This is a genomic window from Pseudarthrobacter sp. C1, assembly GCF_034720455.1.
Lineage (GTDB): Bacteria > Actinomycetota > Actinomycetes > Actinomycetales > Micrococcaceae > Arthrobacter.
Genome location: NZ_JAYESK010000012.1, coordinates 44,771 through 61,440, shown reverse-complemented (window position 1 = coordinate 61,440; position 16,670 = coordinate 44,771). Strand labels below are relative to the sequence as shown.

Here is a 16,670-nt window from a genome sequence, read left to right as displayed (position 1 = left end):
GCGTTGTGCTTTGTTGGAGCACTCCATGAGGTGTTAGTAAGTATACTTATCTATTGCGCGAAGGAGAAGAGACCCCGGGCCGCGCCGCCTCAGCACGGTTCCGCCGCCTCCGGCGGAATGGGGGTGTCACTCCGCCGAACCGTATCCTGATGGAGCTCCAAAGCGCTAGTCACAAGCGCGAAGTGACTGAAGGCCTGCGGCGTATTGCCCAACTGCCGGCCGGCTTTCACGGCCCATTCCTCGCTCAGCAGGCCGACGTCGTTCCGCAGGTCCAGCAGCCGCTCGAAAAGCTCCCGCGATTCCTCGTGCCGTCCCGCGCCCAGCAGTGCCTCCACCAGCCAGAAGGAGCACGCAAGGAAGACGCCCTCGTCCCCCGGCAGGCCGTCGTCGCTCTCTTCAGGGCGGTACCGCAGGACGAACCCGTCCTGCGTAAGGTCACGCTGGATCGCCTCGATGGTTCCAATCACCCGGGGATCATCGGGCGGCAGGAACCCTACGCGCGGAATCAGGAGGAGGCTGGCGTCCAGCTCGGACCGGCCGTAGGACTGCACGAAAGTATTGCGGGCAGCGTCGAAGCCATTGGCCATGACGTCCTGGCGGATGGTCTCCCGCAGCCTTTCCCACCGCTCGGCCGGACCCGGCAGCCCGGACTCCCGGACGCCTTTCACCATCCGGTCCGCCGCCACCCAGGCCATCACCTTAGAGTGGGTGAAGTGGCGGCGCGGGCCCCGCATTTCCCAGAGGCCGTTGTCCGGCTGGTCCCAGATCGTCTCCAGGTGTTCCATGAGGGCCAGCTGGACGTCCCAGGCCTCGTCCGGATGCGTCAGCAGCGAATTCCGGGTCAGCGCGAGGCAGTCCAGCACTTCGCCCCAGACGTCCAGCTGCAGCTGCTCCGCCGCTCCGTTGCCAATGCGCACCGGAGACGAATTCTCATAGCCCTTCAGCCAGGGCAGCTCCATCTCCGGCAGGCGGCGCTCGCCGTGGATGCCGTACATGATCTGCAGGTCCGCGGGGTCGCCGGCCACCGCCCGGAGCAGCCAGTCCCGCCAGGCGGCCGCCTCCGCTGTGTAACCGGCCGCCAGGAGGGCCTGGAGCGTCATGGTGGCGTCCCGCAGCCAACAGTAGCGGTAGTCCCAGTTGCGGGGGCCGCCCAGTTGCTCCGGCAGGGACGTGGTCACGGCCGCCACGATGCCGCCGGTGGGGGCGTAGGTCAGCGCCTTCAGCGTCACAAGCGAGCGCACAACCGCGTCCTGGTACTTCCCCTTGACGGTGCACTGGGAAGCCCAGCCGCGCCAGAAGGCGGACGTGCTGCCCAGGACTTCCTCCGCGTCCACCGTGTGCGGCCGGGCCACATGGCTTGGCGCCCAGGTGAGCACGAACGGGACGCGGTCCCCGGCGTTGACCGTGAAGTCGCTGACGGTGTGCATGTTCTCGCTCTGAAGCGGCGCGGGCGTGACGAAATAGACAGCATCCGGGCCTGCGATGGCGTGGAGCCCCAGCTTGTCCCGGCGGACCCACGGGATGATGTGGCCGTAATCAAAGCGGAGGACAAGCTCACCGTGCATCGGCACGCTGCCGCTCACCCCCTCGACGATGCGAACGATGTCCGCCACGGAGTCGCGGGGCGGCATGAAGTCGATGACCCGCACGGTGCCGTCGGGGGTTTCCCACTCCGTCTCCAGCACCAGCGTGCCGTCGCGGTAGGCCCTCCGGGTGCACGGCCCGCCGCTCTTGGGCGCCAGCAGCCAACGGCCGGCCTCCGGCGTATCAAGCAGCGAGTTGAAGCAGGCCGGGGAATCGAACCGGGGAAGGCACAGCCAGTCGATGGAGCCGTCCTTGCTGATCAGGGCCCCGGTTTGAAGGTCGCCGACCACCGCGTAATCTTCAATTCGCGCCATGTCCTTACCCTGCCACAGCCGTCCCGAAAAGGAAGGGCATCCGCCGGTGTAGCCTGAAGGAATGCCGGCCGGCGGGCTGCCGGGGGCAGCCCGGGCGTCCGGCCGCCGAGGCCCACGGGAGGAACAATGGCAATCCACATCGGAACCTCCGGCTGGAGCTACGACCACTGGGAAAACGTCCTCTACCCGCCCAAATTGCCGGTGAGGGACAGGCTTGCCCACTATGTCTCCCGCTTCAGCACCGTTGAGCTCAATGCCAGCTTCTACCGCTGGCCCCGGGACACCACCTTCGCGGGCTGGAACCGGCGGCTGCCGCACGGCTTCACCATGTCCGTCAAGGCTCCCCGCGGCCTGACCCACGCCCGGAAGCTGTACCAGCCGGAGGTGTGGCTGGAGCGGATCGAGCGGTGCTGGCACGAACTCGGTGACAAACGGGCAGTCCTCCTGGTCCAGTTGCCACCCGGCATGGAACGCGATGACGCCCGGCTGGAGTACTTCCTGGCCATGGTTCCGGAGTGGATCCGGGTGTCCGTCGAGTTCCGGCATGCGAGCTGGGACAGCCCGGAGGTGTACGCCCTGCTGGAAAGGCACCAGGCAGCCTACTGCATCATGAGCGGGGCCAACCTTCCCTGCATCCTGCGGACCACCGCCCCGTTCACGTATGTCCGGCTGCACGGCCCGGACCACGAGCACCTCTACGCGGGCTCCTACTCGGACACCGACCTGCACTGGTGGGCGGACCGCATCCGCGAGTGGTCCGGCAACGGCCTGGACGTGTATGCCTATTTCAATAACGACGGCGGCGGCAACGCCGTGCGCAACGCCGAGACCCTGCGCTGGATCCTGGGGGAAGGGTGACGTCACGGAGTGAGGGCAAGCGCCGGAAGTGGCCCCGCGCGGTGCAGCCTGTGGCAGAGTGGTTCCATGGACACGGCTCCCCAGACCCCGCCAGAGCATGCAGCAACACCCACAGACCACGGCGGGACGGACCACACCCAGCTCTACGGAAACCAGGTGTTCAGGTTTGCGCACCGGATTTCGGATGCCGTTAACACCGTTCGCATCCAGTTGGCCAAACGCTGGAGGTTCGTTCCCCAGACGATCGCCTACCAGGGCTATGGCTCAACCAGCATGGTGCGCGTGCTGGGACGGGTCCTCCTGACCCAGAAGCCGTCGCCGGGCAGCAAGGCAGAACATGCAGCCCGGAACGGCAACCAGAACGTCCGCGGCTGGCGCGCCTTCACCAGCGTGCCGTTGCAGTTCACCGACGTCGAAATCACCATCGGCGATGTTGTCACCCACGTCCGGGCTGACCGGGGCGGGCTGATTGACACCGAAGTGGATGTTCAGCTCACGCCCGGCTGGCACACTGCCGTCCTGCGGGGCGAAGGCACCGAACCTGTTGAGGCGAAGATCCGGGTCATTGCCCCGGACGTAAAGTTCGGCATCGTTTCCGACATTGATGACACCGTGATGGTGACGGCCCTGCCCCGGCCTTTCCTGGCGCTGTGGAACACGTTCGTCCTGAGCGAACGGGCCCGCATGGCCACGCCCGGCATGGCGGTCCTGCTGGACCGGCTGACCGTCGAACACCCGGACGCGCCGGTGATCTACCTGTCCACGGGGCCGTGGAACGCCGCCCCCACCCTGGCCCGCTTCCTGACCCGGAACATGTACCCGTCCGGTGCCCTGCTCCTGACCGACTGGGGCCTGACCCAGGACCGGTGGTTCCGCAGCGGCCAGGACCACAAGCACCGCAACCTGGAACGGCTCGCCAAGGAATTCCCTGACATGCGCTGGCTCCTGATCGGCGATAACGGCCAGCATGACGAAGCCATCTATTCCGAATTCGCGCAGGAGAACCCGGACAAGGTAGCCGCAATCGCCATCCGCCAGCTGTCCATCAGCGAATCGGTGTTCGCAGGCGGCCATTCGGAGGACGGGGACCACACGGCATCCCGGGTTCCGTGGATCTACTCACCCGACGGGGCGGGGATAGCCAAGCAGCTCGCCGCCCTGGACCTGCTCTGAACCTGTCCTAGGCGCTGGCACCCAAAGCCGTGACGTCGTCGTCGTCCGGCGCATCAGCACCAACAACGTCGGTGCCTATGACCTCAACGTCAAAAGCGTCGGAAGCCATGGCCTCCGCGATTGCGGTACCCGCCGCCGCGGCGAGGTCGCGCTCCTCGACGAGTTCCTGGAGCCAGAAGTAGGAGGCTTTGGGCGTCCGCTCCAGGGTTTCGAAGTCCACGTGCAGGAGCCCGAAGGGCTGGTTGTAGCCGGCGGACCATTCGAAGTTGTCCATGAGCGACCAGACGTAATAGCCGCGCAGGTCCACCTTTTCCGCCACTCCGCCCGGGGCTGTTGCCCTGAGGGCGGCCTCAAGGTGGTCGGAGAGGTACTTCAGCCTGCGCTCATCCGGGATGAACCTGGTGTTGGTGGACTTGTCCCGCACGATGATGTCCTCGAAGCTGGCACCGCCCTCGGTGAGGATGACCGGCGGGAGGTTGGGGTACCGCTCGCCCATCTCCTTCAGGGCCACTGCCATGTATTCCGGCTTCACGGGCCAGCCGTAGGAGGTGATGTCCGCTTCCGGCCAGGTCTCCACATGGAAGGGTGTTCCGCCGTTGCCGGCAGCACTGAGGTCGCTGCCCATGGCCTCGGCCATGCTCGCCGGCACTGCACCGCCACCCGGGCCAACAGCCACCTTGGTGGGCATGTAGTAGTTGAGCCCGTAGAAGTCCAGGGGCTGGGAGATGAGCTCCATGTCCTCCTCCGGGTGCTCGAACGAGCTGAAGAACTTGGCGGCCCGGATAAGGTCCGGATATTTTCCGGTCAGCACGGGATCGGCGTAGAGCCGGTTCTGGGCCAGGTCCATCAGCCCGGCGCTGACGTAGTCCAGCGGGTTGATGGAATTCGGAACCATGGGCGAGTAGACGTTTGTCATGCCGATTTCGCCAGGCACCTTGGCGGCGCGCAGTGCCTGCACCGCCAGTCCGTGCCCCAGCAACTGGTGGTGGACGGTGGGAAAGGCGGCCAGGAGCAGTTCCTTGCCGGGCGAATGCAGGCCGAGGGAGTAGCCGTTGGTGCTGACAGTCGCGGGTTCGTTGATGGTCACCCATCTGGCCACCCTGTCACCGAATGCCTCTGCCAGGATGCCTGCGTACTCCCCCAGCCGGTAGGCGGTGTCGCGGTTCAGCCAGCCGCCGGCTTCGTCCAGGGCCAGCGGCGTGTCCCAGTGGTAGATGGTGGCCATGGGGGAAATGCCGTTGGCCAGCAGCTCGTCCAGGAGTCGGTCGTAGAAGTCCAGGCCCGCCTGGTTGGCCGGCCCGCGCCCGGTGGGCTGGATCCGCGGCCAGGCGAAGGAGAACCGGTAGGAGTCCACGCCCAGCTGTTTCATCAGGGCAACGTCCTGGGGCATGCGGTGGTAATGGTCGCAGGCCGTCACCGGGCTGTGGTTTTCGACGATGGCGCCTTCCTTGGCCGCAAAGACATCCCAGCCTGCCGGCCCGCGGCCATCCTCGTCCAGCGCGCCCTCGATCTGGAAGGCTGCGGTGGCAACGCCAAGCGTAAACCCGGGCGGGATGAGTGCGGCGAGGTCTTTGGCGGTGATGTGCATCGGCGGGCCTTTTGTGACGGAGCGTGTGAGTACGTCTCAGGATGGCACAGCTGGGGGCAACTGACGAGCGGAACCTGCGGCCGCTACTGGGAACCGAACAGAAACTCCTTGGCATGCGCCACGGCCTTGCGGAACGCGTCATTCCGAAGGGTCACCAGATGCTCCGATTCACCGTCGGCAGGTTCCAGGTAACCGGTGTAGCCGGGGCGCAATACCCAGATGTCCCCCGCGGGCGGAAGGTAGAAGACCCCGAAGGACCGCTGCTGCTTTTCATCGGCGGTCCAGACCGGCACAACGGCCAGGGCAGCGCCGGTGGCCGGATTGATCCACTGGGCACGGGGCAGCGGCTGCTCATGCGCCTCGGGGTCCAGGAAGGGGGCAGTGCCGGGGCCCCATCGCTGTTCGAAGCGCTCGTGGAACGCCGGGATCAGGGGTGAGTCGTAGCGGCGCCATTCGCTCATTCGGTTCTCCGCCTCCTCGCGGTTGTCGTTGTACTCCATCAGCCCTGCGTCAGGCCCAGGGCCCGCTCTCCCACCGCACCGGGGTGACCCTGATGGCGGGTCCGGAAGAACCGGCCTGGCTGCGCACCTTGCGGACGGGGATGGCCTGGGCAGCGGCTGCTGCCCGTTGCTGGTCATAGGCGGCACGCCGTTGCGGATCGCGCAGTACATTGAACGCCTGCATGATCTCCAGGAGCTCCCCCTGCGGGGTGGCCCCGCCGTCGACGTCCGGATGGTGGCTGCGCATGAGTGCCCGGTAGGCGCGGGAAATCTCCTGTTGGGTGGCGTGTGGCTGGACCCGCAGGATTGCGTAGTAGTCGGGGGTGTTCGTCATGTGCTGCCCTGTTCCGGGCACGGGCAACGCCAAGGGTTGCCCGTGCCCGCCGCCCGTGGCTAGGTTCCGATCTCGTGCTTCTCGCTATGCTGTGTCTGGATCTCGATCTTGCGCGGCTTCGCTTGCTCTGCCACCGGGATCCGCAGGGTCAGGACGCCCTGGTCGTAGCTGGCCTTGATGTTGTCAGTGTCCAGGGTGTCGCCGAGGATCAACTGCCGGCTGAAGACACCGCGGGGGCGCTCGGAAGCCACCAATTCCACATTGGGCTGCGTGGGGTCCTTGCGCTCCGCCCGGACCGTGAGGACGTTGCGTTCAACGTTCAGGTCCAGTGAATCAATCTTCACGCCGGGAAGGTCGAACGCCACCACAAACTCGCCGTCCTCCTGCCAGGCGTCCATCGGCATGGCAGCCGGGCGGGCGGCGGTCCCAAAGACCTGCTGCGTGAGCCGGTCCAACTCACGGAACGGGTCCGTGCGCATCAACATCATTTCCCACTCCTTCAGCTCTGTAGGTGTTTATCCGTGTCATATCCATCCTCCGTAATCTATGGTGATGGATATAGATTTTTTATAGCACTCGTGGGAAACTGAGGCAAGGCTACCGGACGGATTTTGGAGAACTTATGGCACCGCAGGAAACCGGGCGGCCGCCCGGCCCCAATGGCAGCAACCGCGCACTGTACGCCATCTCCGTTGCGGCCAAGCTGGCGGGAACCGGCCAGCAGAACATCCGGCTCTACGAGACCAAGGGCCTGCTGACCCCGTCGCGGACGTCCGGCGGAACACGGCAGTACAGTGACGACGACATCGCCGTCCTGCTGCGGATCGGCGAACTGCTTGAACAGGGCCTTAACCTCGCAGGCGTGGCCAAAGTACTGGAACTTGAGGCCGCCAACGTCAAGCTGCACCGGGCGCTGAAGCGTGCCCGGTCGCGGCCGCCGGGCTAGGTGGTTCCGGCTCAGTCCTTGGGCGAGTCGGCCTTGGACAGTTCCCCGGTGATCCGCTCCCCCGGGATCCGGGCCGTGCGCCAGGTGTCCAGGGCTATGACCCCGCCGAGGATGATCAGTGAAAGGGACAACGACGCGAGGGCGTCGCTGAGCCAGTGGTACCCCAGGTACAGCCGGCTTACCGCCGCAAGGAAGATACCAATCCCCGCCCCCACGAAACCCAGGACGGCGGCGCGGGGATTGCGGCGCCGGGAGAAGATCAGGAAGGCCCCCACCAGGAGGAAGTCGCAGGCTCCCAGGACATGCCCTGAGGGGAACGAGAAGGTGTGGTCGATCCCGAACAGCATCTGCTCCACGGGCGGCCGCGAGCGCCGCACGATCTGGAGGATGATCTGGGAAACGATCACCCCGGTGATCATCGCGGACGCCAGCAGGATGGGGCGCCAGGCATGCTTCGCCGCGAAACCCCACGCCAGGATCACCACCAGGACGATGATGGGCAGGGCAATCGGGCCGAAGACCACAGCCAGGAAAATCATGATGACTGTCAGCGTCTGTGACCTCAGCCCGAGCAGCCAATCGCGGACGGGCACGTCGGCTGCGGACAGGCCGTCGGCCTGCAGCACGCTGACCAGGGTGGCAATGAACAGAAGGATTCCCGCCGCCGCCAAAATAATGGCTGCCCGGTACAGCCCGCGCCGGTCGGCCGGATCCAGGTAGCGTTCCTCAACCACGAACTTGTCGTGGAAGGCACGCCACTTGCCGGTAGGATGCTTGGTTCCCGAGCCTGCTGATCCCTGTTGTCCCACTGTCATACCCGTCCCTGCGCCGTGAAGTTTAACCTAGGGTGAAGATTATCCCGCACGGGCCGCGTTGGCGCCGTTTGCCCGCATTTTCCATGCAGTGACGCCCTGCCGGCCACCCACCGCCAGACCCGGGGTAGCCTGTCTGCATGGGTGCCATGAACGAACTGATTGACGCGCCTGCCGTGGATTCCGTTGCCGCCATCCTGGCGGAATCCGCTCCGAATGTGCAGTGGGACAGCACGGCAGCCGCCGCCCACCTGCTGAGCGACCTCAACCTGCGCGCCAGGACTGACCTGGTGGCCCAGGCATTGCAGGCTGACATTGGAAAAGTCCCGGGGGCGGGATATCCGACGGCGGCGGGCAGCTTCCGCGCCGCACTTGGGTTCGAGGAGTTCACGGGCTGGATCTTGTGGCCGGTTTCGGAAGCTGCCGCCGCACTTGCCGTCGCTTCCGGCTCCGGCAGGGACTTCGACGACGCCATGGCCCTGCTGGCGGAACTGACGCCCAGGCTTACCGGTGAGTTCGCCATTCGCCGCCTCCTCCGCCAGGACCCGGACCGGGCGCTGGCCATCATCCAGGCGTGGACCTCCCATCCGGATGAGCATGTCCGCCGCCTGGCCAGCGAGGGAACCCGCCCTTATTTGCCGTGGGCAGTTCGGATCCCCGCCCTCGTCCAGCGGCCGGAAGCCACCCTTCCCATCCTCAGTTCCCTGTACCGCGACCCGTCCGAATACGTGCGGCGGTCCGTTGCCAACCACCTGAACGATCTTGCCCGGCACGCGCCTTCGGCCGTGGTGGCCACCGCCCGGGAGTGGCTCTCCGCGGCTGATGCCAACACGGGACGGGTGGTCAGCCACGGCCTCCGCACGCTCGTCAAGAAGGGGCATCCTGGCGCCCTGGCGCTCCTGGGCTTCACGCCGGCGCAGGTAGCGGTGGCCGGGCCCCGCCTTGACCGGAAGATCCTGAGGGTGCCCGGCGAACTGACGTTTTCATTCGACATCACCAACCTGGGTACAGAAGATGTGGCCCTGGCGGTGGACTACCTCATCCACTACCGCAAGGCGAACGGCAGCCAGTCGGCCAAGGTTTTCAAGGCCTCAACCCTCACCCTTGCACCAGGCGAGTGCAGGAGCCTGTCCAAACGCCACGCCTTCCGGCAGATGACCACCAGGGTGCACCATCCCGGCATGCACGCCCTGGAACTCCAAGTCAACGGCGCCGTGCACGGGCACGCGGAGTTCGTGCTCGAAACCGCTTAGTAGGAACCGGTGGTGAACTGCCAGGTCCGGCCGGTGAGCTGGTTGCCAGCAAGGTCCCGGACCGCAGTTCCGCCGCCGGTGACCGTCACGGTGTACTTGGTTTTGGCGGCCAGCGGCTGCGAGGGATCCAGGATCCACTGGTTGGTGGTGCCGTTCCGGAACACGTTGGCCGGAACCTGGGCGCCGGTGGCGGCATTCTTCACGGTAAACGTGGTTCCGTTGACGCCCTGGACCGCTTCGCTGAAAGTGACGCTGACGTTGTTGCCACGGCGCACCAGCAAGGCGTTGCTGCCGGGCGTGTACCCGGTGATGGCGGGCGCGGGGCCGGTGAGGAAGCTCCAGCTGACGGAGGCAAGCGGGGTGCCGGCGCTGTCCCGGATGGCGGACGTACCGCCCACCAGCGTGGCCGTGAAGGTGGTGTCGGCGGCAAGTCCGGCCGCAGGGTCCAGGGTTGCCGTACGGGTGGTCGCGTTGTAGGAGACGGCGGCAGGGATGGTGGCGCCGGCGGAGTTCCTGAGCACGAAGGTCCCGCCGGTGACGCCCTGGACGGCGGTGCTGAAGGTGGCAGTGACGTTGGTTCCTGCCGCGACGGCAGTGGCATTCGCGGCAGGCGTCACGGCTGTCACCGTGGGAGCGGGGGCAGGGGCCGGAGCAGGTGCGGGAGCAGGAGCGGCCGCAGCAGAGTACAGCAGGCGGTTGGGCGTGCCGCTGGTGGCCCCCGCCACCACCCCTGCCGTCGCGTTGGAGGTGAGCGCGCCGGAGACCTGGGCAGGGGTGAGTGCCGGGTTCTGGGAGAGCAGGACGGCTGCTGCCCCGGCCACGTGCGGTGCGGCCATTGAGGTGCCGGACATTGACGCGGTGGCGGTGGAAGACGTGTGGTACGCCGAGCTGATGCCCACGCCCGGTGCGTAGAGGTCCACGCAGGAACCGAAGTTCGAGAAGGATGCCTGCCTGTCGGCGGAGTCGCTGGCAGCCACTGTCACCGCCGCCGGGACCCGTGCCGGCGAACTGCCGCACGCGTCCACGGCGGAGTTGCCGGCGGCCACCACAGCGGTAACGCCGTCGTTCACCACGGACTGGATGGCAGTGTCCACGGTTGAACTGGCGGCGCCGCCCAGGCTGAGGTTCACCACCGCCGGAGCCCCTGCTGCGTGGTTCGCTGCCACCCAGTCCAGGCCTGCCACTACATCCGAGTTGTAGCCGGATCCGTTGCAGTCCAGCACCCGGACGGGAACGATCGTGGCGCTCTTGGCCACCCCGTAGGTGGTCCCGGCAACGGTTCCGGCAACATGCGTGCCGTGGCCGTTGCAGTCGCTGGAGCCCCTTCCGTCAGCCACGGCGGTCCAGCCGGAGGTGATCCGCCCGGCGAACTCGGTGTGCGAGGCCAGGACGCCGGTGTCCACCACGTATGCGGTCACGCCTGTTCCCGAGGACGCCCAGGAGTAGGAGCCGGAAAGCGGCAGCGGCCTCTGGTCCACCCGGTCAAGGCCCCACGGCGCGGGCTGCTGGGTATCGGAGATGCCCACCAGGGCGTCGGCTTCAACGGACACCACCCGGCCGGACTTCGCGAGCGCCGCCGCCTGGGCAGGGCTGGCGGTGACCAGGGCGCCGCGGATGGCGTGGGTGAAGGTCCGGCCGACGGCGAGGCCCTGGGCCCGCAGCCCGGCCGCCTCGGCGGCTACGTCGGTACCGGGCGCGTACTGGACGATGTAGCGCCCGGTAGCTCCGGGATCAGCCGGCGCAACGGCAGCGGCGGGAAGGGCGGCGGCGGACAGGACTGCTGAGACCAGCACTGCGGCGGCGGGCAGCGCAAAGAATGAAGTGCGAATTTTGGGTCCTCGTTCGGCGTTTTCGGGCTGCGTGGACAGGGGTTTGTGTCCCCGCCCTACCAAAAGAATAGGAGCCCGCAACGCACCGCGACGTGGTCCTTGCGGGATCCTTCGGCAACCCTTGGCGATTCCTGAGCCCGGGCCGGTTCAGCCGGTTTTGGCACCGCCGACACTGGGGGAAACGTGCGTCCGCCACGTGTGTTCCGGCTCGAATCCCAGCAGCCGCCGCGCCTTGTCGATGGACAGCATGGTCTCGTGTTCGCCCAGGTCCTTGACCACCCTGACCCCCGGGAAAACTTCCGCGGCAAGGCTTGCACTTGAGCGGCTCATGACAGTGTCCGCGTTGGCGATGATGAAGGCCTCGAATCCCGGCTTCCCGTTCTCCAGTGCCCGGGCCACCGCCTGGGCACCGTCCCGGCCGTCGATGTATCCCCAGAGGTTCCATTTCCGGAGTGTCGCGTCCGAGTCGAAGGAAGGAAACCTCTCGTAGTCCGCCACGTCCATGACGTTGGAAAACCGCAGCCCCACAATGCTCAGCTCCGGATCCCAGCGGGTCAGCTCCACCGCCATCTGCTCCTCCAGGTGCTTCACCAGGGAGTAGGTGCTTTCAGGCCGGGCGGGGTATTCCTCATCCACCGGAATGTACGGCGGGTCGACGTCGAACGGCAGTCCCAGCACGGTCTCGCTGGAGGCGTACACCACCTTCTTGATGCCGGCCCTGCGTGCCGCCTGGAACACGTTGTAGGTGGAAAGCATGTTGTTCTCGAACGTGGCGGCGTCAGGAATGATGCCCGGGGCAGGGATGGCGCCAAGGTGCACCACGGCGTCGAAACCTTCGTGCCTGTCATCCAGCCCCAGCAGGACATCCAGGACCTGGCCGTAGTTCCTCAGGTCCACCACCACCAGGCCGGGGCTGCGGCTGCCCTCACGGTCCAGGTTGAGGACCTGGTGGCCGTCCTCCGTGAGCCTGCGGACCACGTGCCGCCCGAGTTTTCCGCTACCGCCGGTTACCGCAATTCTCATCAGGTTTCCTTCATGTTTGTGGCTTTGCGCCAGGTTAGCCGCCAGGTCGGTCGGGGGTCAGTTGCCGCGGCGCGGCGTTCCAAGGAACTTCTCGACGGCGGCGATCGCCAGTCCGGTAATCTCACCGGGATCCCCGCTGCCGTTCACGGACACGAGGATTCCGCGACCGGCGTAGACCGAGACTACTTCATGCGTCTCGCGGTGATAGAGGTCCAGGCGGCGCCGGAACACCTCCACGGTGTCGTCCGTGCGCCCCTGGTCCGCCGCGCGCCGCCGCATCCGTTCTTCCAGCACGGCGTCCGGGGCGGACAATTCGATGACCGCGTCCAGGGCGTACCCCTGCGAGGCGAGCATGTTGTCCAGCTCCGTCACCTGGGGGGCTGTACGCGGATAGCCGTCCAGCAGGAACCCCGCCTGCAGGTCGCTCTCCAGGAGGCGGTCCTTGACCAGCGCGTTGGTGAGGTGGTCCGGGACAAAATCGCCGCCGTCGAGGTAGCTGGCAGCCTGGTTTCCCAGCTCCGTCTCCTGGCTGACGTTGCTTCGGAAGATTTCTCCGGTGGAGACTGCCGGGACGCCGAAGTGCCGTGCCAACTGTTCCGCCTGTGTGCCTTTGCCGGAACCCGGCGGGCCGATGATGAGCAGCCTGGTCATGTTCCTGTCCCACTTCCTGCCCCGTAGGGGCGTGCCGGCCGCCGCTTCGGGGCCCTGCCGCCGGGGCACCGGCGCCTGCTTCATTCTGCGGTAACTTCCCGGCAGGCGCCAGAGAACCCCGCCTTCACGCGTGTCAAAGTGACGCCGCCCCCAGCCGGAGGATGTATATACTTCTGGATATCGGTTTAGCAGCAGGCCGTTGGAGAGTTCTTCGATCCAGCGACCTTCATAACCTGCCGGCATTGCGGCGGGATGCTCGAAGGCGCCGGGTTGTCCTGAGCGAATGGCACCAAAAAACCGTGGCCAGCGAGTCAACAGCAAAACCCGATACATCCATAACCGAGCACCTGCATGAACTGGTCCTCAGCAGCCCTGACGTTGAGGACTTCCTTAATGAACTGGCACAGGTGTCGGCACGCAACCTTTCCGAGCCCGGCGACGAAATCATGTGCGCCATCACCCTGCTGCGGCAGCGCAAGGCCGCAACGGTGGCCAGCAGCAGCCCGGAGGCGAAGGCCATCGCGCAGCTTGAGTACGAGTTCAGCGAGACGCCCAGCCTGGCAGCTTCCACCACCCGGGAGACCATCAGCGTTCCGGACGCGCAGCATGACGGCCGCTGGCCTGAATACTCTTCTGCCGTCCTGGCCCAGGGCGTCCGTTCCGTCCTTGCCCTGCCCTTCCGGCTGGAGGGCGAAACAAAGGCGGCGCTGCTGCTGTACTCGCCCCGGCCGCGCCGCTTTGAGTCACGCATCCTTGAGTTCGCCGAGGACTTCGTGGGCCAGACGTCCCTTGCCCTGCGGCTTGCGGTCCGCTTTGCCCATTACAGCGAGACCGCGGCGAACCTCCGCGCCACCCTGGAATCACGCACCGTCATCGACATGGCCGTGGGCATCATCATGGCCCAGAACCGGTGCAGCCAGCACGACGCCTTCGAGATCCTGAAGACGGCGTCGAGCACCCGCAATTCAAAGCTGCATGACGTGGCCGCCGTTGTGGTCAATTCGCTGGGGCAGGGGCCTGCACGGACCCATTACGACGGATAGCTTTCACAGGCGGCACGGCAACAGTCAGCGCCTGGCTCGGCGACGCTCCCCGGCCCGACGCTCTCTCACTTAACGCGGCTTTTCACCCAACGGTCTCGCACTTCCGGCGACGGCGGACCCCCGCCGCCGAAGTCAACGAAGCGCTGCGGCGTTTCCTCGCCAAGTACGGCGCACCCGGGAAACTTCCGGCGACGGCGGACTCCCGCCGTCGCCGGAAGTTTCCCGTGTGCGCCTTACTTGGCGAGGAAACGCAGCAGCGCTTCGTTGACTTCGGCGGCGTGTGTCCACAGAAGGCCGTGCGGGGCACCTTCAACCTCCACGTATTCAGCGCTGGGCAGGGCCTTGGCGAACAGCCGGCCGGTGGAGTCGATGGGCAGGATGTTGTCCGCCGTGCCGTGGAGGATGAGTGCCGGAACGTCGATCTTCGGGATATCCGCGCGGAAATCGGTGAGCCAGGTGGGCTGGGCAGCGACAGATGCCGTTGCTCCGGCGCTGGCCGCAAGGTTCCAGCTGGCATTGACGGCTTCCTGGCTTAGTCGGGGCGTACCGAGGAACGTGTCACTGTTGTAGAAGTTCTTGAAGAAGCCGGTGAAGAAGGCGTACCGGTCAGCCGTGACGGATTCCTTCAGCCCGTCGAAGACCTCCTGTGGAACGCCGTCGGGGTTGTCCCCGGTCTTGAGCAGGAAGGGCTGAAGGGAACCAAGGAAGGCTGCCCGTGCCACCCGGGCGGAGCCGTAGGTGCCCAGGTATCGGGCCACCTCGCCGGTGCCCATGGAGAAGCCCACCAGGACGGCGTCATTCAGGTCCAGGGTTGTCAGTACGGTGTTGAGGTCCGCCGCGAACGTGTCGTAGTCGTAGCCCTCGGTGGTCTTGCTCGATTTCCCAAAGCCGCGGCGGTCATAGGTGATGACACGGTACCCGGCGCCCAGCAGGGCAGCGGCCTGCTTCTCCCAGGAGGAGCCGTCCAGGGGGTAGCCGTGGATCAGCACGACGGGCTGGCCGGAGCCGTGGTCTTCGTAGTAAAGCTCGATGTCAGTGCTGTTTTCGGTTCCAACGGTGATGAAAGCCATCGCGGCGGGTCCTTTCGAGACTGTGGGATCGATGCGGAGCGGGCCGCAGTGCAATGCCCGCGCAATACCCACTCTAGGACGGTCCGCCATCCAGTACAGCCCAACCGTGAGGCCCGGCTGGTGCCAGGTCCCGTTACGCTACCGCTTACTGGGAAGGTTGCGGAAGCTCGCAGTTGATCTGGGGGTTGGCTCCCATGTAGTTCAACGGGCCGGCGGCAATGGTGATGGCAATGGTGCCCGCCTCTGCGCAGTTTCCGGGCGCTCCCCCGAAGTAGCCCCGCTGCCAGGCAGCAACGCCGCCGATGATCAGCCAGATGACAATCAGTGCTCCGACAATCCGCATGAGTCCTCCATTGGCCACGGCGGCGGGTGTGGGTCAATTATGCGCCGTTGACCTCGAAAAATGCGAGAGCACGGGGAAACACAAATGCACCCCCGGTTCCAGGATGATCCGGAACCGGAGGTGCATGTCGATGCATTGCAAAGGTGTCGGGTCAGGCCTTGGCGGCCTTGCCGGGCAGGGCCAGCCTGAAGATCTTGCCCCAGGTTGAGCCAACCTGCTTCAGCAGCGGTCCGGTGGTGTAGTTCAGACCGTAGCGCTGGCAGATTTCACGGACCTTGGGCGCCACCTCGGCGTACCGGTTGGAAGGCAGGTCCGGGAAGAGGTGGTGCTCGATCTGGTGCGAGAGGTTACCGGTCATGATGTGCATGAACTTTGACCCGGAGATGTTGGCGGAGCCGATCATCTGGCGGATGTACCAGTCGCCGCGGGTTTCGCCTTCGGCCATTTCCTCCGTGAAGGTGTCAGTGCCTTCGGGGAAGTGGCCGCAGAAGATGACCGCGTGGGCCCAGACGTTGCGGACGGCATTGGCTGTCAGGGTTCCGTAGAGCGCCTGCTTGCCGGAGCCGGTCAGCATGGCCACCGCGGGGGTTGCGGCATAGTCCTTGGTGAACTGGGTGACAACCTTCTTGCCAAGGGCCTTGAGGTCCTTGAGCAGCGCTTCCTTGGACTTCTTGCCTTCCTGGTACTCGGTCAGCTCAAGGTCATAGATGGCGATGCCCCACTCGAAAAGGGGAGCCAGGATCGCGTTGTACAGCGGGTTGCCCAGGTTGAAGGGCTTCCACGGCTGGTTCTCGTCCATGCGCAGGAGGTTGTATCCGACGTCGTTGTCCTTGCCCACCACGTTGGTCCAGCGGTGGTGGAGGTCGTTGTGGGTGTGCTGCCAGGAGCGCGACGGCGTGACGAAGTCCCATTCCCAGGTGGTGGAGTGGATGTCCGGGTCCCGCATCCAGTCCCACTGGCCGTGCAGGACGTTGTGCCCGATCTCCATGTTTTCCAGGATCTTGGCCAGGCTCAGCAGCGTGGTGCCGGTGACCCAGGCTGCCTTGTTCTTGCTGACCAGCAGCGCGGCACGGCCCGAAATCTCCAGGCCGCGCTGGATCTTGATCACGCGGCGGATGTAGGCGGCGTCCGACGCCCCGCGCTTGGCCAGGATCTCGTCGCGGATGGCGTCCAGTTCGCGCCCGAGTTCCGCCACTTGTTCATCACTCAGGTGGGCGGCGGCCGGCGGCCGCACCGTGGGGCTGCCGGATTCGGCCAGCTTCCCGGGGCGCGTCCTGCTTCCCGCCGCAGGTTTCTCCTGGTTGGAGGCATCTCCGGCGGTGGTTTTGCTGGGTGTAACTACAGACATA

At 66.0% G+C, this 16,670-nt stretch carries 17 protein-coding genes; 5 read left to right on the top strand and 12 right to left on the bottom strand.

The genetic code is table 11. The features are described from left to right. Nucleotides 1-89: 89 nt before the first annotated feature. Nucleotides 90-1,898, bottom strand: a complete 1,809-nt coding sequence (locus tag U7114_RS17345) for a glycoside hydrolase family 15 protein (RefSeq protein ID WP_157241032.1) — start codon at nt 1,896-1,898, stop codon at nt 90-92. 126 nt (nt 1,899-2,024) lie between these two features. Here U7114_RS17345 and U7114_RS17340 point away from each other — a divergent pair, with 126 nt between their 5' ends. Beyond that, a complete protein-coding gene (locus U7114_RS17340; protein WP_157241030.1) occupies nt 2,025-2,756 on the top strand; it encodes a DUF72 domain-containing protein in 732 nt (243 codons plus the stop codon). 66 nt (nt 2,757-2,822) lie between these two features. Further along, a complete protein-coding gene (locus U7114_RS17335; RefSeq protein ID WP_323058055.1) occupies nt 2,823-3,929 on the top strand; it encodes an App1 family protein in 1,107 nt (368 codons plus the stop codon). Between the two features lie 7 nt (nt 3,930-3,936). On the opposite strand, the gene U7114_RS17330 is transcribed toward U7114_RS17335, so the two are convergent. From U7114_RS17330 to U7114_RS17315, 4 genes are all read right to left on the bottom strand, one after another. Continuing rightward, entirely contained in the window at nt 3,937-5,517 is a 1,581-nt protein-coding gene (locus tag U7114_RS17330; RefSeq protein ID WP_157241026.1) for a glycoside hydrolase family 1 protein, read from the bottom strand. An 83-nt stretch (nt 5,518-5,600) separates the two neighbouring features. Beyond that, nucleotides 5,601-5,978 (bottom strand): hypothetical protein, encoded by a 378-nt coding sequence (locus tag U7114_RS17325; RefSeq protein ID WP_157242932.1) that lies wholly within the window; start codon nt 5,976-5,978, stop codon nt 5,601-5,603. A 49-nt stretch (nt 5,979-6,027) separates the two neighbouring features. Continuing rightward, nucleotides 6,028-6,351 (bottom strand): J domain-containing protein, encoded by a 324-nt coding sequence (locus U7114_RS17320; RefSeq protein WP_157241024.1) that lies wholly within the window; start codon nt 6,349-6,351, stop codon nt 6,028-6,030. Nucleotides 6,352-6,410: 59 nt separating this feature from the next. Next, the gene (locus U7114_RS17315; protein ID WP_157242931.1) at nt 6,411-6,836 is read right to left on the bottom strand and encodes an Hsp20/alpha crystallin family protein; all 426 of its coding nucleotides are present in this window, start codon (nt 6,834-6,836) and stop codon (nt 6,411-6,413) included. Nucleotides 6,837-6,973: 137 nt separating this feature from the next. Between U7114_RS17315 and U7114_RS17310 the strand changes: the two genes are divergently transcribed. Further along, nucleotides 6,974-7,297 (top strand): MerR family transcriptional regulator, encoded by a 324-nt coding sequence (locus U7114_RS17310; protein WP_323058054.1) that lies wholly within the window; start codon nt 6,974-6,976, stop codon nt 7,295-7,297. Nucleotides 7,298-7,308: 11 nt separating this feature from the next. On the opposite strand, the gene U7114_RS17305 is transcribed toward U7114_RS17310, so the two are convergent. After that, nucleotides 7,309-8,112 carry a phosphatase PAP2 family protein gene (locus U7114_RS17305; protein ID WP_157241019.1) on the bottom strand — a complete coding sequence of 268 codons (804 nt, stop codon included), beginning with the start codon at nt 8,110-8,112 and terminating at the stop codon, nt 7,309-7,311. A 137-nt stretch (nt 8,113-8,249) separates the two neighbouring features. Here U7114_RS17305 and U7114_RS17300 point away from each other — a divergent pair, with 137 nt between their 5' ends. After that, nucleotides 8,250-9,362: a DNA alkylation repair protein gene (locus U7114_RS17300; protein ID WP_157241015.1), complete on the top strand. Its 1,113-nt coding sequence runs from the start codon at nt 8,250-8,252 to the stop codon at nt 9,360-9,362. Here U7114_RS17300 and U7114_RS17295 read toward each other — a convergent pair. The 3 genes from U7114_RS17295 to U7114_RS17285 all read right to left on the bottom strand — a co-directional run bounded on the left by U7114_RS17295 (nt 9,359) and on the right by U7114_RS17285 (nt 12,865). Continuing rightward, nucleotides 9,359-11,155, bottom strand: coding sequence for a S8 family serine peptidase (locus U7114_RS17295; RefSeq protein ID WP_323058053.1), 1,797 nt, complete (start codon nt 11,153-11,155; stop codon nt 9,359-9,361). The genes U7114_RS17300 and U7114_RS17295 overlap by 4 nt on opposite strands. 183 nt (nt 11,156-11,338) lie before the next feature. Next, the gene (locus U7114_RS17290) at nt 11,339-12,214 is read right to left on the bottom strand and encodes an NAD(P)-dependent oxidoreductase (RefSeq protein ID WP_321214430.1); all 876 of its coding nucleotides are present in this window, start codon (nt 12,212-12,214) and stop codon (nt 11,339-11,341) included. 57 nt (nt 12,215-12,271) lie between these two features. Further along, the gene (locus U7114_RS17285; RefSeq protein ID WP_157241013.1) at nt 12,272-12,865 is read right to left on the bottom strand and encodes an adenylate kinase; all 594 of its coding nucleotides are present in this window, start codon (nt 12,863-12,865) and stop codon (nt 12,272-12,274) included. 299 nt (nt 12,866-13,164) lie between these two features. Between U7114_RS17285 and U7114_RS17280 the strand changes: the two genes are divergently transcribed. Continuing rightward, complete coding sequence (locus U7114_RS17280) at nt 13,165-13,908, top strand: GAF and ANTAR domain-containing protein (protein WP_323058052.1); 744 nt, start codon at nt 13,165-13,167, stop codon at nt 13,906-13,908. A gap of 233 nt (nt 13,909-14,141) precedes the next feature. Here U7114_RS17280 and U7114_RS17275 read toward each other — a convergent pair whose 3' ends face one another. The 3 genes from U7114_RS17275 to U7114_RS17265 all read right to left on the bottom strand — a co-directional run bounded on the left by U7114_RS17275 (nt 14,142) and on the right by U7114_RS17265 (nt 16,669). Then, a complete protein-coding gene (locus tag U7114_RS17275) occupies nt 14,142-14,978 on the bottom strand; it encodes an alpha/beta fold hydrolase (RefSeq protein ID WP_157241012.1) in 837 nt (278 codons plus the stop codon). Nucleotides 14,979-15,123: 145 nt separating this feature from the next. Next, nucleotides 15,124-15,321 (bottom strand): hypothetical protein, encoded by a 198-nt coding sequence (locus tag U7114_RS17270; protein WP_104999076.1) that lies wholly within the window; start codon nt 15,319-15,321, stop codon nt 15,124-15,126. Nucleotides 15,322-15,472: 151 nt separating this feature from the next. Beyond that, nucleotides 15,473-16,669, bottom strand: coding sequence for a fatty acid desaturase family protein (locus U7114_RS17265; protein ID WP_157241009.1), 1,197 nt, complete (start codon nt 16,667-16,669; stop codon nt 15,473-15,475). Nucleotide 16,670 lies beyond the last annotated feature (1 nt).